The 25,635-nt window shown below is 72.1% G+C and carries 23 protein-coding genes and 1 pseudogene; 9 read left to right on the top strand and 15 right to left on the bottom strand.

The window, feature by feature from the left end; genetic code table 11:
- Positions 1 to 20: 20 nt before the first annotated feature.
- On the bottom strand, positions 21 to 1,025 hold the full coding sequence (locus ABD951_RS10645) for a zinc-binding alcohol dehydrogenase family protein (protein ID WP_425569822.1): 1,005 nt from the start codon (positions 1,023 to 1,025) through the stop codon (positions 21 to 23).
- A 343-nt stretch (positions 1,026 to 1,368) separates the two neighbouring features.
- Between ABD951_RS10645 and ABD951_RS10640 the strand changes: the two genes are divergently transcribed.
- Positions 1,369 to 3,480 (top strand): MMPL family transporter, encoded by a 2,112-nt coding sequence (locus ABD951_RS10640; protein ID WP_345344465.1) that lies wholly within the window; start codon positions 1,369 to 1,371, stop codon positions 3,478 to 3,480.
- Between the two features lie 53 nt (positions 3,481 to 3,533).
- Here ABD951_RS10640 and ABD951_RS10635 read toward each other — a convergent pair whose 3' ends face one another.
- A complete protein-coding gene (locus ABD951_RS10635) occupies positions 3,534 to 4,448 on the bottom strand; it encodes a ferredoxin family protein (RefSeq protein ID WP_345344463.1) in 915 nt (304 codons plus the stop codon).
- 33 nt (positions 4,449 to 4,481) lie between these two features.
- On the bottom strand, positions 4,482 to 4,985 hold the full coding sequence (locus ABD951_RS10630; protein ID WP_345344461.1) for a hypothetical protein: 504 nt from the start codon (positions 4,983 to 4,985) through the stop codon (positions 4,482 to 4,484).
- 23 nt (positions 4,986 to 5,008) lie between these two features.
- Between ABD951_RS10630 and ABD951_RS10625 the strand changes: the two genes are divergently transcribed.
- Positions 5,009 to 5,833 carry an AraC family transcriptional regulator gene (locus tag ABD951_RS10625; RefSeq protein ID WP_345344459.1) on the top strand — a complete coding sequence of 275 codons (825 nt, stop codon included), beginning with the start codon at positions 5,009 to 5,011 and terminating at the stop codon, positions 5,831 to 5,833.
- 156 nt (positions 5,834 to 5,989) lie between these two features.
- On the opposite strand, the gene ABD951_RS10620 is transcribed toward ABD951_RS10625, so the two are convergent.
- From ABD951_RS10620 to ABD951_RS10605, 4 genes and pseudogenes are all read right to left on the bottom strand, one after another.
- Entirely contained in the window at positions 5,990 to 6,733 is a 744-nt protein-coding gene (locus ABD951_RS10620) for an alpha/beta fold hydrolase (protein ID WP_345344457.1), read from the bottom strand.
- 42 nt (positions 6,734 to 6,775) lie between these two features.
- Positions 6,776 to 6,958, bottom strand: a pseudogene (locus ABD951_RS10615) (hypothetical protein); the annotation flags it as partial.
- 21 nt (positions 6,959 to 6,979) lie between these two features.
- Complete coding sequence (locus ABD951_RS10610; protein ID WP_345344455.1) at positions 6,980 to 8,566, bottom strand: DNA polymerase Y family protein; 1,587 nt, start codon at positions 8,564 to 8,566, stop codon at positions 6,980 to 6,982.
- Positions 8,563 to 9,327: a hypothetical protein gene (locus tag ABD951_RS10605; RefSeq protein ID WP_425569817.1), complete on the bottom strand. Its 765-nt coding sequence runs from the start codon at positions 9,325 to 9,327 to the stop codon at positions 8,563 to 8,565. The genes ABD951_RS10610 and ABD951_RS10605 overlap by 4 nt, the downstream gene beginning before the upstream one ends.
- A gap of 231 nt (positions 9,328 to 9,558) precedes the next feature.
- On the opposite strand from ABD951_RS10605, the gene ABD951_RS10600 reads away from it, so the two are divergent.
- The 3 genes from ABD951_RS10600 (at position 9,559) to ABD951_RS10590 (ending at position 12,868) form a co-directional block, all read left to right on the top strand.
- Positions 9,559 to 10,728, top strand: coding sequence for a serine/threonine-protein kinase (locus ABD951_RS10600; protein WP_345344453.1), 1,170 nt, complete (start codon positions 9,559 to 9,561; stop codon positions 10,726 to 10,728).
- Positions 10,729 to 10,934: 206 nt separating this feature from the next.
- On the top strand, positions 10,935 to 12,659 hold the full coding sequence (gene ctaD / locus ABD951_RS10595; RefSeq protein ID WP_345344451.1) for an aa3-type cytochrome oxidase subunit I: 1,725 nt from the start codon (positions 10,935 to 10,937) through the stop codon (positions 12,657 to 12,659).
- The gene (locus ABD951_RS10590; RefSeq protein WP_345344449.1) at positions 12,656 to 12,868 is read left to right on the top strand and encodes a hypothetical protein; all 213 of its coding nucleotides are present in this window, start codon (positions 12,656 to 12,658) and stop codon (positions 12,866 to 12,868) included. The genes ctaD and ABD951_RS10590 overlap by 4 nt, the downstream gene beginning before the upstream one ends.
- A gap of 16 nt (positions 12,869 to 12,884) precedes the next feature.
- Here ABD951_RS10590 and ABD951_RS10585 read toward each other — a convergent pair whose 3' ends face one another.
- Positions 12,885 to 13,559, bottom strand: a complete 675-nt coding sequence (locus ABD951_RS10585) for a response regulator (RefSeq protein ID WP_345344447.1) — start codon at positions 13,557 to 13,559, stop codon at positions 12,885 to 12,887.
- Positions 13,556 to 14,926 carry an ATP-binding protein gene (locus ABD951_RS10580; RefSeq protein WP_345344445.1) on the bottom strand — a complete coding sequence of 457 codons (1,371 nt, stop codon included), beginning with the start codon at positions 14,924 to 14,926 and terminating at the stop codon, positions 13,556 to 13,558. The genes ABD951_RS10585 and ABD951_RS10580 overlap by 4 nt, the downstream gene beginning before the upstream one ends.
- Positions 14,927 to 15,068: 142 nt before the next feature.
- On the opposite strand from ABD951_RS10580, the gene ABD951_RS10575 reads away from it, so the two are divergent.
- Both ABD951_RS10575 and ABD951_RS10570 read left to right on the top strand, forming a co-directional pair.
- Positions 15,069 to 16,490, top strand: coding sequence for a PspC domain-containing protein (locus ABD951_RS10575; protein WP_345344443.1), 1,422 nt, complete (start codon positions 15,069 to 15,071; stop codon positions 16,488 to 16,490).
- Complete coding sequence (locus ABD951_RS10570) at positions 16,483 to 16,701, top strand: hypothetical protein (RefSeq protein ID WP_345344441.1); 219 nt, start codon at positions 16,483 to 16,485, stop codon at positions 16,699 to 16,701. The genes ABD951_RS10575 and ABD951_RS10570 overlap by 8 nt, the downstream gene beginning before the upstream one ends.
- Before the next feature lie 76 nt (positions 16,702 to 16,777).
- On the opposite strand, the gene ABD951_RS10565 is transcribed toward ABD951_RS10570, so the two are convergent.
- Together ABD951_RS10565 and ABD951_RS10560 are read right to left on the bottom strand one after the other, a co-directional pair.
- Positions 16,778 to 17,146 carry a hypothetical protein gene (locus ABD951_RS10565; RefSeq protein ID WP_345344439.1) on the bottom strand — a complete coding sequence of 123 codons (369 nt, stop codon included), beginning with the start codon at positions 17,144 to 17,146 and terminating at the stop codon, positions 16,778 to 16,780.
- A 98-nt stretch (positions 17,147 to 17,244) separates the two neighbouring features.
- Positions 17,245 to 17,751 (bottom strand): hypothetical protein, encoded by a 507-nt coding sequence (locus ABD951_RS10560; RefSeq protein WP_345344437.1) that lies wholly within the window; start codon positions 17,749 to 17,751, stop codon positions 17,245 to 17,247.
- Between the two features lie 118 nt (positions 17,752 to 17,869).
- On the opposite strand from ABD951_RS10560, the gene ABD951_RS10555 reads away from it, so the two are divergent.
- Positions 17,870 to 19,291: an alpha/beta hydrolase gene (locus ABD951_RS10555; RefSeq protein WP_345344435.1), complete on the top strand. Its 1,422-nt coding sequence runs from the start codon at positions 17,870 to 17,872 to the stop codon at positions 19,289 to 19,291.
- A gap of 176 nt (positions 19,292 to 19,467) precedes the next feature.
- On the opposite strand, the gene ABD951_RS10550 is transcribed toward ABD951_RS10555, so the two are convergent.
- Positions 19,468 to 19,881 carry a VOC family protein gene (locus ABD951_RS10550; protein WP_345344433.1) on the bottom strand — a complete coding sequence of 138 codons (414 nt, stop codon included), beginning with the start codon at positions 19,879 to 19,881 and terminating at the stop codon, positions 19,468 to 19,470.
- A gap of 93 nt (positions 19,882 to 19,974) precedes the next feature.
- Between ABD951_RS10550 and ABD951_RS10545 the strand changes: the two genes are divergently transcribed.
- Positions 19,975 to 20,925 (top strand): helix-turn-helix transcriptional regulator, encoded by a 951-nt coding sequence (locus ABD951_RS10545; RefSeq protein ID WP_345344431.1) that lies wholly within the window; start codon positions 19,975 to 19,977, stop codon positions 20,923 to 20,925.
- A gap of 95 nt (positions 20,926 to 21,020) precedes the next feature.
- Here the strand turns inward: ABD951_RS10545 and ABD951_RS10540 are convergent, their stop codons facing one another.
- From ABD951_RS10540 to ABD951_RS10530, 3 genes are all read right to left on the bottom strand, one after another.
- Positions 21,021 to 23,012, bottom strand: a complete 1,992-nt coding sequence (locus ABD951_RS10540; RefSeq protein WP_425569816.1) for a glycosyltransferase family 39 protein — start codon at positions 23,010 to 23,012, stop codon at positions 21,021 to 21,023.
- 201 nt (positions 23,013 to 23,213) lie between these two features.
- Positions 23,214 to 24,800, bottom strand: a complete 1,587-nt coding sequence (gene guaA, locus ABD951_RS10535) for a glutamine-hydrolyzing GMP synthase (protein ID WP_345344429.1) — start codon at positions 24,798 to 24,800, stop codon at positions 23,214 to 23,216.
- A 55-nt stretch (positions 24,801 to 24,855) separates the two neighbouring features.
- A complete protein-coding gene (locus tag ABD951_RS10530; protein WP_345344428.1) occupies positions 24,856 to 25,635 on the bottom strand; it encodes a trypsin-like serine peptidase in 780 nt (259 codons plus the stop codon).

The raw sequence follows: 25,635 nt of genomic DNA, 5'->3' as shown, positions 1-25,635 counted from the left end.
AGGCCGCCCCCGCCGCCGGCTCACCCCGCGATCAGCACCGCGGCGCCGACGACGCGTCCCTCCTTCAGGTCGGTGAGCGCGCGGTCAGCCTCGTCGAGGGTGTAGGCGTTGGCGGTGACGAGAAGCCGGTGCTGTGCCGCGAAGTCGAGGAACTCGCGCGCATCGCCGCGGGTGTTCGCGGTGACGGACCGCAACGTCCGCTCCTGGAACAGGTGTCGCTCGTAGTTCAGCCGCGGCACGTCGGTCAGGTGGATCCCGGCGACGGCGAGCGTGCCGCCGCGGTCGAGCGCCGCCAGCGCCGGCGGGACGAGGGTGCCGACCGGAGCGAACAGGATCGCCGAATCCAACGGCACCGGCGGCGGATCGCTCGGCCCCTGGACCGACGCCACCCCCAGCTCGACCGCGAGCCGGCGGGCCCGGTCCCCGCGCGTCATCACGTGCACCTCGGCGCCGCGGGCGAGCGCCACCTGCGCCGCGAGGTGGGCACTGCCCCCGAACCCGTAGATGCCGAGCCGGCCGCCGTCGGGCACCGCGGCGCACTGCAGCGCGCGGAAACCGATGATGCCGGCGCACAGCAACGGGGCCAGCTCCTCGTCGAGATACCCGTCGGGCAGCCGGTGCGCGAACGCGGCGGGGACCACCGCATACTGCGCGTACCCGCCGTCGACGTCCCACCCGGTGTATCGCGAGTCGGGACACAGGTTCTCGGCCCCACGCAGGCAGTACCGGCAGCGACCACACGTGCGGCGCAACCAGCCGATTCCGACCCGGTCCCCGAGCCCGAACCCGTCGCCGACCCGGCTCCCCCACGCGACGACCTCCCCGACCACCTCGTGCCCCGGCACCACCGACGGCCGGTGCGGCTGCAGGTCGCCCTCGGCGACGTGCAGGTCCGTCCGGCACACCCCGCACACCCGGACCCGGACGAGCAGCTCGTCCGGCCCCGGGTCCGGCACCGGCATCGTGAACTGTGCCAACGGCCTACTGCGCATCGGCCCGGGTCTGCGCACCCGCCAGCCGGTCATCGTCCCGGGGACGTCCATGACTCCACTCTGCGCGCTCCCCCGTACCGAGGTCCAGGCCGCCGTCGGCCCGGTGGCGGCTCGTCATCCGAAAACGGACGGATCCTCGAGATCCGTCGAGGTCCCCGGCCGTACCGACATCCACGTGTCCGGGCCGCGGACCCGGCCAACCGCGCCCTACCCGTTACCGTCCGTTCGGTTGGCCAACGGCAGTGGCGAAAGCCCCGCGGTCAGGAGTGGCGTCGACCGCTTCACTCGTCGAAAGCGCACCGGCGCCGACCGCCGGTGCGCCGTCTGTAAAGTCGTGGCGCCGTCGACCCCACCCGAGACCGGAGGAAGCCGATCCATGACGCGCTGGGCCAGATTCGTCGTCTCACGGAAATGGTGGGTCCTCGTCCTCGCCGTCGTTGCCGTCCTGGTCTCCGGACTGTGGGGCCTCGGGGTGTTCGGGAAGATGAGCCAGGGCGGCTACTTCGATCCGAACACCGAAGCCGCGCAGGTCAGTACGCTGATCGACCGCGAACTCGGCCAGCAGTCACCGGACATCGTCGCGATCTACTCGGTGCCGCCGGGCCGCACCGCCGCGGACATCGGCCCCGAGGTACAGCAGTCGCTCACCGAGTTCCGCGCGGCATGGCCGACGAAATCCGTCACCTCCTACTGGTCGGTGGACCCGGCGTCCGCGAAACCGTTGCTCTCCGAGGACGGCACGAAGGCCATCACCACCGTGTTCGTCGACTGGGACGCCGGCCCGACACTCGCCGACCTGGACGCGATGACGGCGGCGCTGCACCCGCCCGGCATCGACACCGAGTTCGCCGGTGGCACCCTCGTCGGCCACTCGTTCAACCAGCACCTGCAGCAGGATCTGGTGCGAGCGGAGGCGATCGCCCTGCCGATCACCCTGCTGCTGCTGGTCGTGGTCTTCGGCACGGTCACCGCGGCTGCGGTGCCGGTGTTCGTCGGCATGCTCACCGTCTTCAGCGCCCTCGGCACGCTGCGCCTGCTCACCGAGATCACCGAGGTCAGCTCGTTCGCGTTGAACGTGGCGTCGCTGCTCGGCCTCGGTCTGGCGATCGACTACGGCCTGTTCGTCGTCAGCCGCTTCCGGGAGGAACTCGCGGCGGGCGACGATCCCGGAGAGGCGGTGCGCCGAACCGTGCTCACCGCGGGCCGTACGGTGATGTTCTCCGGGCTGCTGCTGGTGTGCGCGTTCGCAGGGATGCTGGTGTTCCCGCAACCGGTGATCCGGTCCCTCGGCTACGGCGCGATCGCCGCGGTCACCAGCGCGGCCGTGCTGTCGCTCACCGCCGTGCCCGCGATCCTCGCGATCCTCGGCCGGCGGATCAACGCCCTGGCCTGGCGCCGCGGCGCGGTCGAACGTGGCGAGCAGCGCGCCGCCCGGTTCTGGAGCCGGGTGGTGACCGGGGTGATGCGTCGGCCCGTGTTCTTCACGGTCACGATCATCGCCGGACTGCTCGTGCTCGCGTCCCCGCTGCTGCGGGTCGCCCTCGGCGAGGTCACCTACACCGTGCTGCCGGCCGACGACCCGGCCCGGGTCGCAGCCGAGACGCTCGCGACCGAGTTCACCAGCACCGGCGACGGCGCCAGCGTGCTGCTCCGCGGCGAGAACGGGAACCCCCCGACCACCGCCCAGCTGGCCGAATTCACCCGCGAGGCACGCCAACTCGACGGCGTCGCGCAGGTGCGCCTGGTCGCCACGCCCGGTGATGCCGCGGTCCTGAACGCGACATTCGTCAGTGACGTACCGCCCGCCGACACGGTGCGGGAGCTGCGCGCGATCGACCCGCCCGCGGGCACCGACGTGATGGTGGGCGGCGGCGCCGCCCTCACCGAGGACACCAATTCGTCGATCGTCGACCACCTGCCGCTGATGATCACGATCATGGTGGTCTCGACACTGGTGCTGCTGTTCCTCGCATTCGGATCGGTGGTGCTGCCGATCAAGGCGGTCGCGATGGCCGGATTGAGCCTGGCCGCGACGTTCGGTCTGCTCACCTGGATCTTCCAGGAGGGCCACGGAGCGGGTCTGCTCGGCGTGTCCCCGAACCCCCTCGAGCCGACGTTCGTGGTGCTGATCCTCGCGGTGGTGTTCGGCCTGTCCACCGACTACGAGGTGTTCCTGATGTCGCGGATGGTCGAGGCGCGAGCGAACGGTGCGAGCACCGAGGAGGCCGTGCGGGTCGGCACCGCGCGCACGGGCCGGATCGTGACCGCGGCCGCAGCACTGCTGATCATCGTCACCGGCGCGTTCGCGCTGTCGGGTCTGTCGATCATGCGCTTCCTCGCGGTCGGCATGATCATCGCGCTGATCATCGACGCCACGGTGGTGCGGATGCTGCTGGTGCCGGCGCTGGTCAAGTTGATGGGCGACGCGAACTGGTGGGCTCCGGCGTGGATGCGCCGCGTCCACGAGAAGGTCGGCATCGGGCACTGACCCGGCGCAGCCGGGGATCGCGGGCACCGACCCGGCGCGGCCGGGGATCGCGGTCAGTCCGCCACCGGGGCGACGGTGCCGGCGACGAGCGCGGTCGCCGGCTTCGGCTCGGCACCGCAGCTGGCCGGCCGCGGCGGCAGGTCGACCCTGCCGACCGGCACGGTCCACGACCGGCCGTCGCGGTGCCGGACCACCAGGCCCGTGTCCGGCCCGGCCACCGTCAGGTCGTCCGGGCCCGCCGGAACCCGTTCCCGCACCGCGATTTCCGCGACCTGGCCGGCCGGCGACCAACAGCTGCGCCCGCGCAGCCCGGGCAGGTACACCTGCCCGTGAGCGGCGGCCGTGACCGCTTCGGCGGACGCCGCGGCGTCGAGCCGGCCGTACGTGTACCCGGTCGGCAGCAGGATCATCGACGGGGCGAACCGGTGCCCGCCCGTGTGCGAGCACTCCCACACCGCGTCCGGGAATCCGGCGCTCAGCTCGGCGGCGACGGGACGGCCCAGCACCGCACAGCACTGGTCGCGTTTGCCGTGCGCACACACCAGTGCCACCGGGCCGGTGACCGGCTCCCCGAACTCCGGCGCAGTGGCAGCCGCGGTGAGTGGGAGGTCGAGCAGGTCCGCCGCGCTCGTGACCTCGAACCGGACGCACCACACCCCGTCCGGCGCCGACCGCGCGAACAGGACCGTGCGACGCTCACCCGCCGCGGTACGTCCGGGCCGCCGGATCAGCATCAGCCGGACCCCGGCGGCCTCGGTGTGCGCCTGCAGGCGCGCGGACAGGTCGGGCCCGAACGCGTCCCCGGCGAACACGTCCCGACCCCACGCCCCCGGATGCTCGAGGCACAGCCAGGCCGTGACCTGAGCGGCCGTCCCGGGCAACGGCTCGTCGACGGCGGAGAGCGCCGAACAGGTGCGGGGTCCGAGGACGGTCGGGTCGCGGTCGTCGGTCAGCGGTGCCTGGCTCACCCGGCCATTGTGCCCCGACGCCGCGGCGCCCGGTCAGCGCCGTCCGGTCCACACCCGGACGAACCCCCGCGTCAGATACGCCAACGTCCCCAGGCTCAGTACCCACTTGGTGATGCTGACCGTGGAGATCGCGCGGACCCGGGTGTCGGTGATCGCCTCACGATGGTCGAGCAGGTGCAGATCCACCACGTTCTCGACGTAGTCGCACGCAGCCGCGACGACCGGCGCGACCCGCAGGGCGCGCTGCGTGCCCGGCGACAGGTCGGTGAGCTGCGCGAGCAGCGTCCCGCCCGTGTACAACGCGACCGCGTAGATCACCGGGTGCACCATGTCGGGCGCGAAATGGCTACGGAACCGGGCGGTTTCCGCCTCGTCCATGCTGTCCAGGATGCTCCGGTAGGCGCGCGCGGACATCGCGGTCTGGCTGGCGAGCAGTGTCGGCCCGGTCCGCCCGAGCAACCGCGCGATGTTCGCCTGCGAGAGCACGTACGCGACGGACCATCCGATGAGGCGGCGGTCGAGTGCGGTCGGTGTCATGCCGCGATCCTAAGCTGGGCGTCGTGACCGACCCGAGCGGCGAACCCCGCGGCGTACCGGAGGCGATCGTGCGGCCCGACGAGGCCGCGCAGTCCATCGCCGTGGCCCGGCGGTTTCCCCGGGAGTCGTTGCGCCCGTTCGTCGACTACCTGTGGATCGTGCACTGGGTGGTGCCGGACAGCCGCGACCAGCAGGTCCTGCCGCAGCCGAAGATCCATCTCGCCGCCGAGCGCGGACGCCTGCTGGTGCACGGCGTGAACCGGGCACCGTTCCACCGCACCCTGTCCGGGACCGGCCACGTCATTGGGGTGGCATTCCGCGCCGGCGGCTTCCGTCCGTTCCTGCGATCGAGCGTCGGCGCGCTGGAGGGCACCGTGCAACCCGCCGGCCCCCTCGTCGGCGCCGACGACGCCCCGGTCGCCGCCGCCGCCCTCGCGACCACCGACGACGACACGATGACCACCCTGGTCGAGGACTACCTGGAACACCTCGCACCGCAACCCGATCCGGCGGTCGACGAGGTCGACCGCCTCGTCACGCTGATCGAGTCCGATCGTTCGGTGCACCGTGTCGACCAGCTCGCGGCGATGACCGGCACGAGCGCGCGGACGCTGCAGCGGCTGTTCACCGAGTACGTCGGGATCGGTCCCAAATGGGTGATCCAGCGGCACCGCCTGCTCGACGCCGCCGCGCAGGCGCACGATGGCACCCCCGTCGTGTGGGCGGACCTCGCCCAGCAGTTGGGGTTCAGCGATCAGGCGCACCTGGTGCGCGCGTTCACCGCCGCGGTCGGCACCCCGCCGGCGACCTACGTGCGCAGCCTGGACGGCTGGCGGCCGCGCGGTTAGGGCGTGTCTTCCCACTCCGTCTGGATGCATCCCGTGAAACTGTCCGGCGAGGCGAAGGAGGAGCCGATGCCGAGGTCGTGTCGGTGACGACAACGCGGCCGAGCGGCGATCGGGCGCCCGGCGCGCCGGTCCCGGAGTTGGGAGACCTGCCCCGGGTCAGCCGCCGAGGAACCGCGCGACGGTGGTCTCGAAGTCGCGGGGCCGGTCGCGGTGCACGCTGTGCCCGACCTCGATCGTCACGGTCCGGCTGTCCGGGATCGCCGCCAGCGCGGCGTCCAGACGCGCCGGATCGACCATCCCACGGGGGCCGCCGCTGATCAGCAGCGTCGACGCGGTGATCGACGGCAGCGCGGCCCACCAGTCCGGGTGCGGGGTGTGGAACTGGTCGAGCGCCGGTCCGGTCATCGACCGGTCGAACGCGAGCGCCGCACGCGGACTGCGCACCATGCTGGTCACCGCGTGCCACAACTCGACCGGCGTCGGGAGCCGGCGCACGAGCGTCCCCATCTGCTCCCCCGCACGCAGCGGAATCGGTGCTTCCTCGAGCACCAGACGCCGCACCAGCTCGGGCCGGGACTGGGCGACCAGGGACACCGCATGCCCGCCGAGGGAGTGCCCGACGAGGTCCACCCGGTCGAGGCCGAGGTGATCGCACAACGCGAGGATGTCGTCACCGAACTCGCCGAACAGATAGCTGGAGGCGTGCGCGCTGCGGCCGTGACCACGCAGGTCCACGACGACGACGCGGCGACCGCGGGTGGTCAGCGCCCGGGCGAACCGGTCCCACGTGCGTCCGTCGCCACCCATGCCGTGCACGAGCAGGACCGGCACCGGGTCGGCACCGCCGGAGTCGCGGTAGTGGATCTCGACGCCGGCGAAGGTGGCCGTTGCCGTCATCATCGTCCTGGACCCCCTGCGCACCGCTCGTGTTCGAGGTCGAGGCTATCGGGCCGCCCTCCCGAGCACCGCCTCGGGCCGCAGGTCGAACCGCCGCAGCAGCTGCGCGTTGATCGCGACCACCACCGTGGACGCCGACATCAGGATCGCCCCGACCTCCATCGGGAGGGTGAACCCCCACGGCGCGAGGGCACCGGCCGCGAGCGGCACCGCGATCGCGTTGCACCCGGGACACCGCCGGCACGGCGGTCACTCGTACACCCCTTCGACGCACCATCCGTCGCCGTCGAACAGCATCAGCAGCGCCCGTGGCTCACCCTCCGCGGCACCGGCGACGGGCCCGAGCAGGACCTGCGCCCGCGACGCCGTGCGCGCCGCGCCCGGATCCCACCACCGCTCGTCCACCGACCACGGGCCGGCGTGGCCGAGCAACTCCCAACTCCGACCACCCCATCGCAGCCGGACCGGGCGCGCGCTGAACTCGCCCCGCTCGGTCACCGTCACCGGCTCCCCGGCAGCCCCGTCGACCAGCACCCGGGACGGGACGGGCAGCACCGAGGTGGGTGCCGGTTCGGGCAGACGCCCGGGCCACGGCGCCGCCGGATCGGCGCCCGGCACCAGTTCGTCCCCCAGCGGCAGCACCGTGACCCGCTCACCCGGACCGCGGCCGCCGCTGAGCACCCCGACCCGCACCGCATCCCCGCCGAGCAGACCCTGAACCCGGATCAGTGCGCGCCGGGCCCGCTCGTCCTCGGCACCGACGCCACCCCACAGTCCGAGTTGCAGCGCGCCGGCGTCGACCACCTCCACCGGTTCGAGCCGCAACACCTCGATGCCCGCGGTGGGCCGGGACTCGCTGCGACCGGTCAGCCAACCGTCCAGCTGCCAGCGCACCCGGTCCGCGGTGCCCTCCGGAGTCAGCGGCTCCGCGCACCGCCAGGTCCGCGAAAGGCGTTCTCCGTGACCGGTGCTCGCGTGCACGGTCAGACGCGTGCAGGCCACCGATGCCGCGGACAGTCTCGTGTGCAGCCGTTCCGCCAACATCCGGCCCGCGAACGCGGCGGCATCCACCCGGTCCACCGGCGGGTCGCACCGCAACTCGACCTCGAGGTCGGGCGGCAGGGGCCGGCCCGACGGCGGCCGCTCCGGCTCCCCGCGGGCACTGCGGTGCGCCGCTGCCGCGTCCGCCCCGAACCGGGACGCGACCGCCACCGGCGTCAGGGCCGCGAAGTCCCCGATGGTGCGCAGCCCGAGCCGGCGCAGCAGGTCGACCAGGTCGGACCGCTCGCGTGCCGCCAGCGCCGGCTCGGCGGCGAGTTCGGCGACCGGGAGCCCGGCCAGGAAGCGGGCCCCGGCACCGGGCGGCACCAGCGCGGACCGGCGGGCCGCGATCACCGCGGTCGACAACTCGTCCGCCACCCCCACCTGACACTCCGCCCCGACCGCCGCGACCTCGTCGACCAATCTCTCCGCGGCAGCCTCCTCCGAGCCGAAGTACCGGGCGACCCCGCATGCGGCGAGGACCAGCAGCCCCGGACGCAGCACCTCGACCCCGGGCGCCGCCGCGTCGACCGCCGCGGCCACCGGTTCGAACATCCGGGCGTCGCGGGCGTCGTCCGCGACGAGCACGTGCAGCCGGGGACAACGACCCTGCGCGTCCCGCCGCCGCAGCCCTCGCGTGACCCCCTCGGCCCGGGCGGTCGCCGAGCACGCGACCACCCGGTTGCCGGAGACCACCGCGACCGGCTCGGTCGCAGGCAGGTCCGCGACCGCGGCGGCGGCGACCGCGGGCCAGTCCGGGCACCACAGGGCCAGCACCCGCGATCCGGCGCTCATGCCACACCGCTCTCGGAAATCGACTGCCGTTGCAGCTCAACGGCTTCCGAAACCCACTCCACCCGACCACGACGCGAACGCAGACCTACGCAGGCCGTGCGCCGCCGGAACGACCGCCCCTCGGCACCGACCGCCAGCCGCAGCCCGCGCACCCGACCACATCCCGCCGGACCCCCCAGCCCGTCGTAACCGCGGACGGCGGCGTCGAGCCGGATCTCCGCCCCGCTCCAGCGACCGCCGGTGACGACCAGCGTCGACCCCTTGCTGCGGGCCCGGGCCACCACCGCCCGCGCCCGCGACGGCGACACCGCCGCCCCGGCAAGTCCCAGCACCACCAGGTCCAGCCCGTCCAGGAGCACCGCCGCGACCTCGACCGGGTCGGGACCCGGGTCCGGGATCACCGCCAGCCGGCCGAGTTCGGCACCCATCTCGGCCGCGGCGAGCAGCCCGAGCCGGGGGTGCCCGATCACGGCCGCGTGCCCGCCGGATCCGGTCACCGACGCGAGCAGGCCCACCAGCAGCGAACCCGAGCCCGACACGGTGACCACCGACCCACGCGGAAGACCACCCCGGGGAAGCAGGCCGGCCAACGCCTCGGGCACCGGCAGGACCGGGGGCTCGGCGACTCCCGGCACCCGCTCCGGCCGGGCCGCCACCGCCTCGCCACGCACCGGCACCGCGGCCATCCGGCGCCGCAACTGCTCGAGCCGTTCCTGCCGGGACAACCCGGCCAGGTCGGCAGCGAGACCCGTCCCACCCACAACACGCTCCGTCCACACGCATCCACACACGACACCGGGCCGAGGTACCGCCGCGGGGAAGACGCGGAACCACCGAACACTCACACCGGACACTCACACCGGCAATCATTCGAACATTCATTCGAACATCTTCAAGTAAAGCCCGTCCTCCGTGCCGCGTCAAGGCGGCGGGTAACCGCAGTTCACAGCGCCGAGCGACGCCGCCGGACGGCGGTCGTCTACCCTCGCGGTGTGGCGCAGCACGAGCAGCGAATAGTCGGACCCGACCACCTCGTGGCCGGGCGCTACCGACTGCGCTCGAAACTCGGCGGCGGCGGCATGGGAGCGGTCTGGCTCGCCCACGACACCCTGCTCGACCGCGAGGTCGCCATCAAGCAGGTCACCTTCCCCGCAGACCTCACCCCGGAGGTGGCCAGGGAGACCCGCGCCCGGGCCATGCGCGAGGGCCGGCTCGCCGCACGCCTGACCCATCCCCACGCGATCGCGATGTACGACTTCACGCTCGAGCGCGAGGACCCGTGGCTGGTGATGGAGTACATGCCCTCGCGCAGCCTGGCACAAGCACTGAACGTCACCGAGACGCTGCCGCCGACGCAGGTCGCCCAGATCGGTGCCCAGGTGGCCGACGCGCTCACCGAGGCACACGCCGCCGGCATCGTCCACCGCGACGTCAAGCCCGGCAACATCCTGATCGCCGACCGGGGGCTCGCCGCGGGCACCGTCAAGATCAGCGACTTCGGCATCGCCCGCGCCAAGGGCGACGCACAGCCCGGACAGAACTCCGTGATCACCGGCACCCCAGCCTATTTCGCGCCGGAGGTGGCCCGCGGCGGAGACCCGACCGAGGCGTCCGACGTGTTCTCCCTCGGCGCCACGCTGTACACGGCGACCGAGGGACAACCGCCGTTCGGCATCGACGAGGACACGATCGCCCTGCTGCACCGGGTCGCCAAGGCGCAGATCATGCGCCCGGCGCGCAGCGGGGAGATCACCGATGCCCTGCTGCACATGCTCGAACCCGATCCGGCCCGCAGACCGACGATGGCTCAGGCCCGGGACCTGTTGGCGCGCAGCGCCGTCGGCGCGGACGGCAACATCGCCTACGTGCTCGACGCCCCGCTGCGGGACTCGGACGGAGCGGTCCCGTTCTGGGCACGCCGTGGCGCCACCGGCGGCCCCTCCCGGCCGGCCCGCCGGTTGCCCACCAGCACCGCCAGCGGCCTGCCCGCAGTCGACCAGTCGGAGCCGCTGCAGTCCGTGCACCGCCCCAGTCCGCGAACGCCGCGGCCCCCGGCGTTCGAGCCGAAGAACAGCGGGCCCGGCCTCCCCGTGCCGCTGATCGTGGCACTCGCGGTGGTGTCGGTGCTCATCGTGGTCCTGATCGTCGCCATCGTCGTCTGACGCACGCACACAACGGAACCTACCGTCGCCCAGCACGATTCACCGAACCAAACCGCTCGCCCCGGGCTGTGATCCTCGTCCCCTCGGCATCGGGACCTTCGACTCTGGCACCCATTCGGACGGCGGACGATCATTCCGGTCCATGCGTGAGCACAGAAAGCCCGGACTCCCGGCACCCGTCCGCCACGGTCGTGAGGGCATGCGCCATGGTTGATCTCGCACCCCGCACCGCACCGGCGATCGAGGCGTCGCGGCCCGTACCGGCGAGGGCGCCGAAGGGGTCGTGGATCGTGCGGCTCCTCACCACGACCGACCACAAGACGATCGGCATCATGTACATCGTCACCTCGTTCGCCTTCTTCCTCGTCGGCGGGCTGATGGCGTTGCTGATCCGCACCGAACTCGCGGTCCCCGGCATGCAGTTCCTGTCGAACGAGCAGTACAACCAGCTGTTCACGATGCACGGCACGGTCATGCTGCTGCTGTACGCGACACCGATCTTCTTCGGCTTCGCGAACTATCTGATGCCACTGCAGATCGGCGCTCCGGACGTCTGCTTCCCCCGGCTGAACGCGGCCAGCTACTGGATGTACCTGTTCGGCGGGTTGATCGCCTCCGCCGGCTTCATCACACCCGGCGGTGCCGCCGACTTCGGCTGGACCGCCTACGTTCCCCTCACCGACGCGGTGCACTCGCCCGGCGCCGGCGCCGACCTGTGGATCATCGGCCTGACCCTCGGCGGTCTCGGCACCATCCTCGGCTCGGTCAACCTGATCTCGACGATCGTGTGCCTGCGCGCCCCCGGCATGACGATGTTCCGGATGCCGATCTTCACCTGGAACACGCTCGTCGCGAGCCTGCTCGCCCTGATGATCTTCCCGCTGCTCGCCTCGGCACTGATCGCCCTGTGGGTCGACCGGCATCTCGGCTCCCACGTCTTCGACCCCGCCAACGGCGGAGTCCTGCTCTGGCAGCACCTGTTCTGGTTCTTCGGCCACCCCGAGGTGTACGTGCTGGCGCTGCCGTTCTTCGGCATCGTCTCGGAGATCTTCCCGGTCTTCTCGCGTAAGCCGATCTTCGGCTACAGCGGCCTGGTCTACGCGACCCTCGGCATCGCCGCCCTGTCGGTCGCCGTGTGGGCGCACCACATGTACGCCACCGGCGCGGTGCTGCTGCCGTTCTTCTCGTTCATGACGTTCCTGATCGCGGTCCCGACCGGCGTGAAGTTCTTCAACTGGATCGGCACCATGTGGAAGGGCCAGCTGACGTTCGAGTCGCCGATGCTGTTCTCCGTCGGCTTCCTGGTGACGTTCCTGTTCGGTGGGCTGTCCGGCGTCCTGCTCGCCAGCCCGCCCCTCGACTTCCAGTTGCACGACTCGTACTTCGTCGTCGCGCACTTCCACTACGTGCTCTTCGGCACCATCGTGTTCGCCACCTACGCAGGCATCTACTTCTGGTTCCCGAAGATGACCGGACGGCTGATGGACGAACGCCTGGCCAAGCGGCACTTCTGGACCACCTTCATCGGCTTCCACACCACGTTCCTGGTGCAGCACTGGCTCGGCAACGAGGGCATGCCCCGCCGCTACGCCGACTACCTGCCCTCCGACAGTTTCACGATGCTCAACGCGGTCTCCACGATCGGCGCGTTCATCCTCGGCGCCTCCACGCTGCCGTTCATCTGGAACGTCTTCAAGAGCTACCGCTACGGCGAAATCGTCACCGTCGACGACCCGTGGGGCTACGGCAACTCCCTCGAGTGGGCGACCAGCTGCCCGCCGCCGCGGCACAACTTCACCGAGCTGCCCCGGATCCGCTCGGAGCGCCCGGCGTTCGAGCTGCACTACCCGCACATGGTCGAGCGGATGCGCGCCGAGGCGCACGTCGGACGCGGGCACGGCGCCACCGAACCCGAGAAGGTCCCGTCGTGAGGGCCGGCCCCTCCCCGGCCTGGCAGGCGAACCGGATCACCCCGACGTACCGACCGGATCCGGCGACGCTACTGGTCCCGATGCTGATGCTGGTGGCGGCGCTGGCCTCCCCACTGCTGCTGCCCCTGCCCGTCGCGGGCGTCACGGTCGCCGCCGCGCTCGGTCTGGTGGTGCTCAGGGCCCGCGCCGGCGGTCCCCGCCGAACCTGACGTCACCGGCGGCGGATCACTCGATCCGCCGCCGGTGCGCCCAGCGGGTCAGGGCATTCCGGTTGGACTGCTGCGTCTTTCGCAGGACGTTCGAGGCATGCGTCTCGACGGTCTTGACCGAGATCACCAGCGTCTCCGCGATCTCCCGATACGTGTAGCCGCGGGCCAGCAACCGCAGCACCTCGAGTTCCCGCGGGGTCAGCGAGTCCAGCTCCGGATCCAGCGGCGGCTCCGGCACCGAGGACCGACCGGTGAACGAGTCGAGGACGAACCCCGCCAGCCGCGGACTGAACACCGCATCGCCCCCGGCGACGCGCCGCACCCCGTCCGCGAGTTCGCTCCCGGAGATCGTCTTCGTCACGTAGCCGCGGGCACCGGCGCGGATCACCGCGATCACGTCCTCGGCGGCATCCGAGACACTCAACGCCAGACACACCGGCCCCGGCGTGATCCCCTGCAGCACCGCGACCCCGCCGCCGTCCGGCATGTGCACGTCGAGCAGCACGACATCCGGTGCGGCGGCGTTGATTCCGGAGATCGCCTCGGCGACCACCCCGGCCTCCCCCACCACCTCGATGTCCGGCTCCGACGCGAGCTCGGCCCGCACCCCCGACCGGAAGACGGCGTGGTCGTCGACGAGGAAGACCCGAAACCTGGCCGAATCCGCGTCGCGGCTACCGGGGGACGTCACCTGGGCTGCTCCTTCATCGGGGACTCGTGCTGCAACGACTCTAGGGGTTCCTCGTGCGTCTTCGACACCGACTCCTCGTGCGTCTTCGACACCGACTCCTCGTGCGTCTTCGACACAGTGTCGGACGTGTCGGCGGCGGCCGGCGCGCCCAACGGCATCCGGATCCGGACCTCCGTGCCCCGGCCCACCGCCGAGTCGACCTCGACCTCGCCGCCGCGCCGCTGCACCCGCGCCCGGATCGACTTCGCCAGACCCTGCCGGTCGACCGGGACCGCGCCCGGGTCGAACCCGACGCCGCGGTCCCGGACGAACACGCTCACTTCCGTCTGCTCGGCCTCGGCGAACAGGTCGACACTCGACTCCCCGGAATGCTTGGCCGCGTTGACGAGTGCCTCACGGGTCGCGCCGAGCACCGCGGTGACGGCTTCCTTCGACAGCCCCGACTCGTCCTCGGGCACGTCCAACCGCACGTCGCCGACGGTCACCGTCTGCACCGCGATGCCGTGCTGGTCCTCGACCTCCCCGGCGATCGTGCGCAGCGCCTCCGCCAGGCTCGCGTGCGCCGCCTCCCCCTCACCGAACAACCACTTGCGCAGTTCCCGCTCCTGCGAACGCGCCAACCGCTGCACCTCCTGCGGACGGTCCGCCTGCTTCTGGATCAGGGCGAGCGTCTGCAGCACCGAGTCGTGCAGGTGGGAGGCGATCTCCTCCCGCTCCTCGTTGCGGATCCGGGCCGCCCGCTCCCGGCCGAGGTCACGCCACATCCGCAGCCACAGCGGCACGGTCAGCAACCCGATCCCGACGAGCGTCACGACCACCGCGAGCAGCGACGAACGCAGCGATGCCAGGTCCACCCGGGCGAGCACCACGACACCGAGGCCGAGCACGATCAGGGTGATGCCGCCGAGCACGCGCGCCCAGGTCAGGACCGTCGGGCTCTGGGGCAGCCCGAACGCGGAGCGGGGCCCGTCCGAGTCGTACTCGCGCCACACCAGTGCCGCGCCGACGGCGACGACCACGATCGGGACCAGCACCTCTCCGGCGGTGCCGCTGACGACGAACCCCAGGCCCGCGGACAGTGCGAGACCGAGCACCGCGAGTCCGAGCGCCCGGCGGCGTTCGGCCGGACTCGGCCGTTCGGTGTCGTGGCCGGCCGGGGTGAAGATCCACAGCAGTCCGTACGCCACGATGCCGGAGCCGGCCAGCGCGCACAGCAGCACGAACGCCACCCGGACCTTGAACACGTCGACGCCGAGGTGATCGGCGATCCCGCCGGCGACACCACCGACCACCCGGCCGCCGACTCGGCGCTCCAGTCGGGGCAGGGACACCTCGCCCGGAATGTGGGCACGCGGAATCGGCTGCACACCATCGATGGTGGCACGCGCGCGCCGGGACGCGCATCAGGGTGGACCCTGATCCTCGGGAGCCGAGCTCGGCACGTGGGCGGCGAAAGATCAGGGTTTGTCCCGATGTGCGGGTGCCCACGCGGACGCCAGGATGGTGGACATGACCACTGCGACCTTCTCCGAGCAGCTGACGAAGTTGTGGCGCACCCGGCCGGTGCGGTTGCCGCGGCAGGGCCCGGTGGCCGGCGTCGCCGCAGGCATCGGCCACCGCTACGACGTCGACCCGGTCCTCGTCCGGGTGGCGTTCGTCGTCTCGACGCTGTTCGGCGGCGTCGGCATCGTCCTCTACCTCGCCTGCTGGCTGCTGCTGCCCCGCGCCGGGGACCAGTCGTCCGCCGCCGAAGCGATGCTCGGACGCGGCCACAGCTCGGAGTCCGGTACCAAGACGATCGTGCTCGCCGTTGCACTGCTGATCGCGGCGACCACGATCGGGCCGATCGGGGTGGGCCTGGGCGGTTCCGGACTGATCAGCCTGGCGCTGATGCTCGGTGGCCTGTGGATGCTGTACCAGCGCAGGCCGGAGCCGCCGGCCATGCCGCCCGGCACCGACCCGTGGTTCGGCCTGGCTCCGCCGACGCCCGGCCATCCCCCGGCCGCGGGCCCCTTCGGCGGCTACACCGCCCCCGGAGTGTTCACCACCCTGCCGAAGACCTACGAGCCGTCGGCCACCACCCCCGACACAGCCACACCCCCCGAACCCACCGTCACACCCGCCGAACCGGCGACGCCGATGGACGGCTTCCGAGGGCAGGGGGCGGGATCGGCGCCGCCACGGAACACCGAATCATCCTCGGACACAGGCATGTTCACCGGATCGGGACCGCAGACGCCGGGCGCCGCCGACGGCCCGCCGGCCTGGGACCCGCTCGGGGTGGCGCCGTTCGCGTGGGACCTGCCCGAGCCGACCCCGGCGGCCACACCGGCACCGCTGCCGCGGACCCGGCCGAAATCCCGCTTGACCACGGTCGTGCTGGGGCTGGCGATCCTCGCCTCGGTCGCGGCGTGGGCACTCGGCGCCGCCACCGACTGGGAATGGATGTCCCCGGGCCGGATCGGTGCCGTGGGCCTGGCCGTGATCGGTGTCGGATTGATCGTCGGGGCGTTCCTGCGCCGGGGCTACGGCCTGCTCGTCGTCACCGGCCCACTGGTCGGATTCGTCGTACTCGCGTCACTGGTCGGCCCGGTCGACTGGAGCAGTCAGAACGTCGGATCCCGGACCTGGGCGCCGATGACCGTCGCGGAGATCGCACCCGAATACTCCGGCCAGCTGGGCGATTTCACGCTCGACCTGCGCGGGGTGACGCTGACCGAGGACCGGACCGTCACCATCAACTCGGGCGTGGGCAGTTTCACGGTCCTGGTCCCGGAGAACATGAACGTCGTCAACCACTGCTCGATTGCGGTCGGTGACGTCAACTGCCTGCCCGAGGGCCTCAGCGGCGGCGCCGACGGCACCGCCGGCCCCGTGCTGACCCTCGACATGACCGGCCGAATGGGAGATCTGGAGGTCCACCGTGGCTGAGAACACCGACACCGACACCACCACCGGCACCCGCAGGCCGTCCGCGCTGCTGTTGCTGTCCGGGCTGGCCGCCCTGCTGATCAGCGCGTGGGCCTTCGTCGGCCCCGACCACCTCGGCGCCCTCGGGGACTGGCAGTTCAAATGGGTGCTCGTCCTCGCCGCGGTCGTCGTGGGCGTCGTCCTGGTGGTCTCACCCGGCCGCCGGAAGTGACGGGACGACGCTCACCACAGCGACCCGCCGGCCACCGGAGCACACGATTCCGGGGGCCGGGCGGGTCGCGTAGGGCTCAGCTTCCGAACAGGTTCCCGAACTGCCCGAACTGATTGAAGAGCCCGCCGAACTGCCCGAACTGGCCGAACTGGTTGAACTGCGGCCCCTGCTGCCATCTCCACATCTGGCCGGGCGGCACGCCACAGCCGTTCCACTCACCCTGCCAGTCGTCATCGTCGTGGCCGCAGTGTCTGCCCGGCTGGTTCCAGCGGTGGCCGTCGTTCCAGTGGTGCCCGTCCACCTGTACCTGCGGAACCGCCGGTGCGGGCCCGGGCGCCGCCGTGGCCGGTCCGGCGATCGCGACCACCGGTACCGCGACGGCGACACCCATCAGGGCGGCCTTGACGAGAAGCGTCCCCGCACGCTTCCCCTTTGCGGTGTACATCGTCGATCCTTCCTCGTGAACGGGGAGGTGCGGCGGGGAGCCGCGACGCCTCCCTGCACATCAAGTCAACTCCTCCGACGGGCTCCTGACACTGGCAATCACCTGTGAATCGGGGCGCCCGGGGCGGTACGTCTGCGCAGGGTGCCGAGCGCCGCGTGCTGGTCGAGCAGCACCCGGGTGGTGGTGCCGGCCAACGCCACGGCGGTCTGCTCGACGGTGAGCCCCACCACCGTCCGCAGCACCAGCACGTCGCGTTCGTGTCGGCCGAGCCCATCGAGCCGGTCCGACGGCGGCGCGACATCGCTCGGGGGACGTGCCGCCTCGACACCCAGGACCGCCTCCGTGTAGACGACGCGAAGCGGCGCGCCGGTCCGATCGGTGAGCACCGCAGCCACCACGACGGGAACCAGCGCCTCGGCCGCGGCGTCCGCTCCCGGCACACCGATCGTGGCGCCGAGTTCGACGCGGAACATCCGGGTCACGAACGATCTCGTCGCGTCGCAGACCCGGTTCAGGGCGTCCCGGTCGCCGGTCGCGGCGCGTTCGATCACGTCCTCGTGGTCGAACGGATCGTAGTCGCCCGCGACGACGGGCAAGCCGCTCATGCGGTCCTCCTCTCACACCACCCCGACGCCCATTGGACTCCGCCGACCTCGAGGCAGGCTGGGAGAAATCCCGCGTTTCACACAGCGTTCTCCCAGGAAGCACCCGCAGAGTGGTCGCGTGAATCCGAACCAGAGCGGATACCAGCACGGCGGGATCTCGCTGCTCACCGGATGGCTTCCCCTCACCGCCGAGATCGTCACCGTCGTCGTCCTGATCGCCGCCGTCGGGTGGCGCACCCGACGGTGGCGGTCGATCTCGGTCCCGGTCGGCATGTGCCTCGGGGTGGCCGCAGCGCTCACCGCGCGGTGGTACGTCGACGACCAGGGGCTGTCGTCGGACCCGGCGCCGACCCGGCTGTGGGTGTGGGTGGCGGCGACCGCGGCCGCCCTCGCGGTCGCGGTGCTCGGCTGGCGCGGCAGCCGGTGGCGCCGCCGCGCGCTGTCGCTGCTGGCCGTGCCGCTGGGCCTGCTGTGCGTCGCGCTCGCGGTGAACCAGTGGGTCGGCTACTACCCGACCGTCCAGGCGGCGTGGGGCGCGGCCACCGCGGGTCCGCTTCCCGACCAGGTCGCGGCCGACGAACTGGCGGACCTCCGCGGCACGACGACGGCCACCGGAAAGGTCGTGCCGGTCGACATCCCGGACTCCGCGAGCGGATTCGCCCACCGCACCGAATACGTCTATCTGCCGCCCGCGTGGTTCGCCGGTCCCACGCCCCCGACCCTGCCCGTCCTGATGATGATCGCAGGCGAGTTCAACACCCCCGCCGACTGGATGCGCAGCGGTGACATCGTCTCCACCGTGGACGCGTACGCGGCGAGCCACGCCGGCCGAACCCCGATCCTGGTGTTCGTCGACGCCGGCGGGAGCTTCAACAACGACACCGAGTGCGTCGACGGTCCCCGCGGGAACGCCGCCGACCACCTCACCGGCGACGTGCGACCGTACGTGATCTCGACCTTCGGCGCCTCGCCGGAGGCGGCGAACTGGGGCATCGTCGGGTGGTCCATGGGCGGCACCTGTGCGGTCGATCTGACCGTGATGCACCCCGACCTGTTCTCCACATTCGTCGACATCGCCGGCGATCACGGACCGACGGCGGGCACCAAGGACCAGACCATCGACCGGCTGTACGGCGGCGACAGCGCACAGTGGGCGGCGTACGACCCGGCGACCGTGATGTCGGTGCACGGGCCGTACACCGGAGTCAGCGGCCTGTTCGAGGACACCGACGGCACCGGCCGGCGACGCGGCGGCGGCAACCGACCCGCCCCGCGGTCCCAGCCGGGCAGCGACGACCGGGCCGGGATCGGCGGCCACGACGGCACACCCGACACCGACGAGAAGGGCGCCGCCACCGACCTCTGCACGGCGGCGACGGCAGTCGGGATCACGTGCGACGTGCACACCGCACCGGGCGGCCACACCTGGCAGTTCGCGGCGAGCGCCTTCGCCGACTCGCTCCCGTCGATCGCGTCGCGGATCGGCACGCCGGACCGGGGCGCCCCCTCGAACGACCCCGGACCCACCCTCGGCGGCTGACGGGTTCGACCCCGTGCGGTGACGGCACCCGCGACAGCACGGCGCGACCGGATCCGGGGGCCGGCGTGGTCGCCCGCCGTCACCCGCTCGAACACCGCACCGCCACACGGGCATCTGACCCGTCCCGCCACTCGGAGATCGTGCTCGCGACGACGAGGGTCACGCCGGTACTCGCCTCACGCCCGCGAGGCGGCCAGGATGTCGAGGTAGTGCTGGTTGTACATGACGCCGAGGATGTTGCCGAACGGATCGACGACGGAGGCGGTGACGAACCCGGGTCCGCGTTCGACCGGCTTGTCGTGCACCGTGGCGCCGAGCGAGAGCAGCCGCGCGAAGGTGGTCTCCACGTCGTCGACGTGCCAGTAGGTGACCTGGCCGGCCGGCTGCTCCGGGCGGGTGTGCGGAGCGAACCGGCTGTCGATGATGCCGAGCTCGTGCTGGAAGTCGCCGATGCGGAACTCCACGTACGCGATGTGTCCGTCGATCGGACGGGCGAAGTAGGGCGGGGTGCCGAGCACCTCGGTGTACCAGGCCTGGGCGGCGGCGACATCGTCGGCGAAGAAACTGACGGTGGTGAGTCCTCGCAACATCGGTGGTTCCTTCCCTCGTCCGGTTGGTGACGACGCAATCCTCTCGCCCGAAGTGCTCATCAACTGAGCACTTTTACGGGGAAACTGACACCCATGCGCGCAGACCGGCTCGTCGCCACCCTCCTGCTGATGCAGGCCCGCGGCCGGGTGACCGCCGCCGAACTCGCCGAGGAGCTGGAGGTGTCGATGGCCACCGCCCGCCGCGATCTGGAGGCGCTGTCCGCGGCGGGCATCCCGGTGTATCCGCAGCCCGGACGCGGCGGCGGCTGGGCGCTCGTCGGCGGGGCCCGCACCGACCTGTCGGGCCTGTCGGCGACCGGGGCGCAGGCACTGTTCCTGCTGGTCGGCCCGGCCGCGGCGGTGTCCGGCGAGGCGAAGGCGGCGCTGCGCAAACTGGTACGGGCGCTGCCGCAGACCTTCCGGGCCGACGCCGAGGCGGCCGCCGAGGCCACCATGATCGACCCCACCCGGTGGGGTGAGCGCGACCGGGACCGGCCCGCGACGGTCGACCTGCTGCAGACCGCCGTGGTGCGGCGGCGGAAGGTGCGAATCGGCTACGTCAACGGCGCCCGCGAGCGCAGCGAGCGCCTGGTCGACCCGTGGGGCCTGGTCGACAAGGACGACACCTGGTACCTGATCGCCGGGACCGACCGCGGCCGGCGCACCTTTCGGGTCGATCGGATCGTGGAGGCCACGACCACCGATGAATCCGCACACCGCCCAGATGATTTCGAGCTCGCCACCGCCTGGGACGAGGTGGTCGGGAAGATGGAGGAGCGCCGGTCACGCATCTGGGCCACGGTGCTCGTCGAGGCGCGGTTCGTGCCGATCCTGCGCGATCACTTCGGCCGGCACTGCCACACCGACGGCGAATCCGACGACGGCCGTGCCCGGGTCCGCCTCGCCGCACCGACCCCGCTGGACATCGCCCGCAACCTCGCCGGCTGGGGAGATGCGGTGGAGGTGCTCGAACCGGACGCGGTGCGCGGCGAACTGACGCGGATCGGCACCGAACTCCTGGGCCGCTACGCGGTCGAGCACTGAGCGGTCCGCGAGCGAGCGGGACTGCGCCGGCCCGACGTCGTCGCCCTGCTCGGCCGACCACAGGTGGTGGCGGCCACCCCGCCGCCACGGGCGGGTCAGCCCCGGTACCCCGACAGGTCGTAGACCGTCGTCGACCCCACCGTGACGGGCGTGAAGTGCGCGGCCACCCAGTCCGTGATGTCCTGGTGCGCGCTCTGCCGTCCACCCGGCGCACCGGGTGGGTTCTGCGTCTGCGGTCCGGCCTGTCGCCCGCCGTCCTCGCCGCGGTTCTGCACCAGGTAGTAGGCCACCCGGTGGGTGGCGACGTCGTCGACGAACTCGCTCAGACCGGGAGTCGGATCCGATCCGGTGAAGCCGCTGATCGCCATCACCGCTGTGCCACTGGACAATTCGAGAGCAGCGGCCGCCGAGGACCGATCGATCGCGGCCGACCAGGTGGTGTCGGTCTCGCCGAGCATCGAGTCCAGTTGCGGGTCGGGCGCGCTCGCACCGAACATGCCCCCGGGTCCGCCGGCTCGGTGCGCTGTCGCGGGCCCGACCGTCGGCCCGCCGCCGCTGTGCGCCTGCCCGAGGGTCGCGACCGCGTACGCCGTCGAGCCGGACAGGGCGGCGATCAGCCCGACCGCGACGGCGACCGTCCCGACGCGACGGCCGCGGCCGCCCACCGTCAGCACGACCAGCGCGGCAAGAAGCGACACGGCCGCCACCGCCCAACGCAGCGCCGGCATCCAGTCGGCATTCCGGCCGAGGATCCAGAAGCTCCACACACCGGTCACCGCGATGATTGCGGCCAGACCGGAGCGGCCGAACCAGGTCGTCCGCCGCGTCCACATCTCGTGCACGCCGATCGCGAACAGTCCCGCGACCGCGGGTGCCAGCGAGAGGCAGTAGTACGGGTGGATGGTGCCGCTCATGTAGCTCAGGACCAGTCCGTCGACCAGCAGCCAGCCGCCGAACACGAGGACGCCGGCGCGGACGAGGTCGGTCCGCGGCGTCCCCCACCGGGCGACGATCACCAGCACCAGCGCGAGCAGGGCCGCCGGGATCAGCCAGCCGATCTCGAATCCGAACTCGCCGGTGAACAACCGGCCCAGGCCCTGCTGCTGGCCACCGAAACCACCGAAACCGGCACCGCGACCGGTGAATCCGGCCGCGCCGTCACGGGCGGACCGCGCGGCGGCACCCGGGCCGGGCTGCGGGCCGCCGCCCCCGGGATGGTTGTGGCCGAGTACCCGCCCGAAACCGTTGTAGCCGAGCACCAGGTTCATGAAGTTGTCGTCGGTGGACCCGGCCAGGTACGGCCGGGACGCGGCCGGCCACAGCAAGGTCAGCAGGACGAACCATCCCGACGAGGCGAGCAGGGCCGCCAGTGCGCCGAGCAGTCGCACCAGCCGACCGCGCAGTGACGTCGGCGCCGCCACCAGGAACGCGACCGCCAGAGCCGGCATGACCAGCAGACCCTCGAGCATCTTGGCCAGGAAGGCGAACCCGAGCGCCACACCGGCGAGCGCGATCCACCGCCCGCTCGCCCGTTCCAGCGACCGCACCGTGCAGTAGGCACCGGCCGTCATCAGCAGGACCATCACGGCGTCCGGATTGTTGAACCGGAACATCAGCGCCGCAACGGGGGTCAGCGCCAGCGCCGCGCCCGCGAGCAGACCCGCCCCGCGGCCGCCGACCCGGCTCACCGCCCCGTACAGCAGCGCAACGGACCCGACCGCCATCAGGGCCTGCGGGACCAGCATGCTCGCGCTGCCGAACCCGAAGATCTGCCCGGACAGGCCCATCACCCACTGGGAGACGGGCGGCTTGTCGACGGTGATGAAGTTGGCCCGGTCGAGCGATCCGAACAGCAGTGCCTTCCAGTTCTGCGCCCCGGCCTGGGCGGCGGCCGCGTAGAACTGATTGCCCATGTCGTTGACCGTGATGTTCCACAGATACGCCACCGCGGTCCCGGCGAGCAGGACCACCAGACCGATTCGCTCCCATCGGGTGGCCGGCGGTCGGCCGCCGTCGGCGATCGGATCCGCGGGCGGAGGTCCGGCAACGGCGGTCGGGTCGGTGGTGTCGATACGGGTGTCGGTCACCCCGCCATTGAGTCACGGGCACCGTGGACGTCCCTGTGACCTTCCCGCGAATCTGCTGGGAATCCAGGGCGGCGCCGGTTCCCGAATGGCCCGGTCGGTCGGTCCACGCGAACGAACGGCCCGTTCAGGAAACAGCCGCACTCCCCACAGCCCGTCGGGGCGCCGACCACTGCTCGCCGAACGCCCCGCGGCCGTGGGTACTCACTCCCACTCGATGGTTCCCGGCGGCTTGCTCGTGACGTCGAGGACCACGCGGTTGACCTCCGGCACCTCGTTCGTGATGCGGGTCGAGATCCGTTCGAGGACGTCGTAGGGCAGCCGCGTCCAGTCCGCGGTCATCGCGTCCTCGCTGGAAACCGGGCGCAGCACGATCGGGTGGCCGTAGGTGCGGCCGTCGCCCTGGACGCCGACACTGCGGACGTCGGCGAGCAGCACCACCGGGCACTGCCAGATCTGGCCGTCGAGGCCGGCGGCGGTGAGCTCCTCGCGGGCGATCGCGTCCGCCTGACGCAGCAGCGCCAACCGGTCCCGAGTCACCGCCCCGACGATGCGGATCGCCAGACCCGGGCCCGGGAACGGCTGGCGCGCAACGATTTCCTCGGGCAGACCGAGCGCACGTCCGACGGCGCGGACCTCGTCCTTGAACAGCAGCCGCAGCGGCTCGACGAGCGAGAACTGCAGGTCCTCGGGCAGGCCACCGACGTTGTGGTGGCTCTTGATGTTCGCGGTGCCGGTGCCGCCACCGGACTCGACCACGTCCGGGTACAGCGTGCCCTGGACCAGGAAGTCGACGGCCTCGCCGTGCGCGACCGACTCGCCGAGCACCTCGGTGACCGCACCCTCGAAGCTCCGGATGAACTCGCGGCCGATGATCTTGCGCTTGGTCTCCGGGTCGGACACGCCCTCGAGCTCGGACAGGAAGGTGTCGACCGCGTCGACGGTGATGAGCTTGGCTCCGGTGGACGCGACGAAGTCCTGCTGCACCTGCTCGCGCTCACCGGCCCGCAGCAGACCGTGGTCGACGAACACACAGGTGAGGCGGTCGCCGATCGCACGCTGCACCAGCGCCGCCGCGACCGCGGAGTCGACACCACCGGACAGGCCGCAGATCGCCTTGCCGTCGCCGACCTGCTCGCGGACCTGCTCGATCAGGGCGTCGGCAATGTTGGCGGCCGTCCACGTCGGCGCGATTCCGGCGATCTCGCGCAGGAACCGCGTCAGCACCTGCTGGCCGTGCGGCGAGTGCAGCACCTCCGGGTGGTACTGGACACCGGCCAGCCGCCGCGCACGGTCCTCGAACGCCGCGACCGGGGCGCCCGCGCTGGTGGCGGTCACCTCGAAACCGTGCGGCGCGTCGGTGACGGCGTCGCCGTGGCTCATCCACACCGGCTGGGTGGTCGGCAGACCCTCGTGCAGGATGCCGCCGTCGACACTGAGCTGGGTGCGGCCGTACTCCCGGGTGCCCGTGTGGGTGACGGTGCCACCGAGCGCACCGGCCATCGCCTGGAAGCCGTAGCAGATGCCGAACACCGGGATGTCGTGGTCGAACAGGCGGGCGTCGAGCTGCGGTGCGCCGTCGGCATACACGCTGGACGGGCCGCCGGACAGGATCACCGCCGCCGGCTTGCGCGCCACGATCTCCTCGACGGTCGCCGTGTGCGGGACGACCTCGGAGTAGACGCTGGCCTCCCGCACCCGGCGGGCGATCAGCTGCGCGTACTGCGCACCGAAGTCGACGACGAGGACCGGATTCTGCTGGCTGGTGCCGGAATGCTGGGTGTCTGCCACCCGCTCAGTCTAATCTGCCCAGCTCCGGCGCCTCGCACAGCCCGTGGGCGGACGGTCACGACCCGGTGCATTGTCCCGTCGGTGCGGGCGGCGCGACGTCACCCGGCTCGCCGCCGTCCGCCCGGCGAACCAGCGTCAGCGCGTCGGGTCCGAACGCGGACGAGTAGGAGACCGAGTCCGTGCAGCCGCCCTGGTCGAGCCCGCCGACCACCGCACCGACCCCCGACGCGTCCACCCAGGGCGCCCCGCTGGTCCCGTCGCTCAGACCCCCGCAGTCCAGGGTCGGGAATCCGGCGGTCGAGGTGACCCCGCCGGTGCACGCGACCGGGCGGTCGTTGCCGGCGGGGTACCCGGTCACGGTGACTCCCACCCCCACGGCCGGTGCGACGGTCATCGGCAGCCCGCCGCCGACCGACGCCTCCACACCGCCGCCGACAGCGGCGTCGGCACGTCGCACGCGAACGACCGCGTAGTCGCTGCGGGGATCCTGCGTCGCGACCCACCGAGGGTCGAGATACACCTGCGTCACCGCCCACTCCCCGAAGGGCGCCGCGCCACGGTCGAACCCCGGCACGAAACCGACCCCGACGCCGGTGCCCACGAGACAATGCGCGGCGGTCACCACGAGGTCGCCGCCCGCGCTGTCGAGGACCGCTCCGCTGCAGAAGTGCACCGGGGTGCCGTCGACGAACAGCGGACCGATCCGCGGGTCGGGATCGGCCGCACGGGCACCCGGGCCCGCCGACGCCACCGGCGACCCGGCGGACGTGACGGTCGCGGCGAGCAGAACCGCCGCGGCCGCTCCGGTCACGCGTCCGACCACCCGATGATCCAC

It is taken from the genome of Rhodococcus olei, assembly GCF_039540555.1.
GTDB lineage: Bacteria > Actinomycetota > Actinomycetes > Mycobacteriales > Mycobacteriaceae > Rhodococcus_G > Rhodococcus_G olei.
This window is presented reverse-complemented; position numbering and strand designations above follow the sequence as displayed.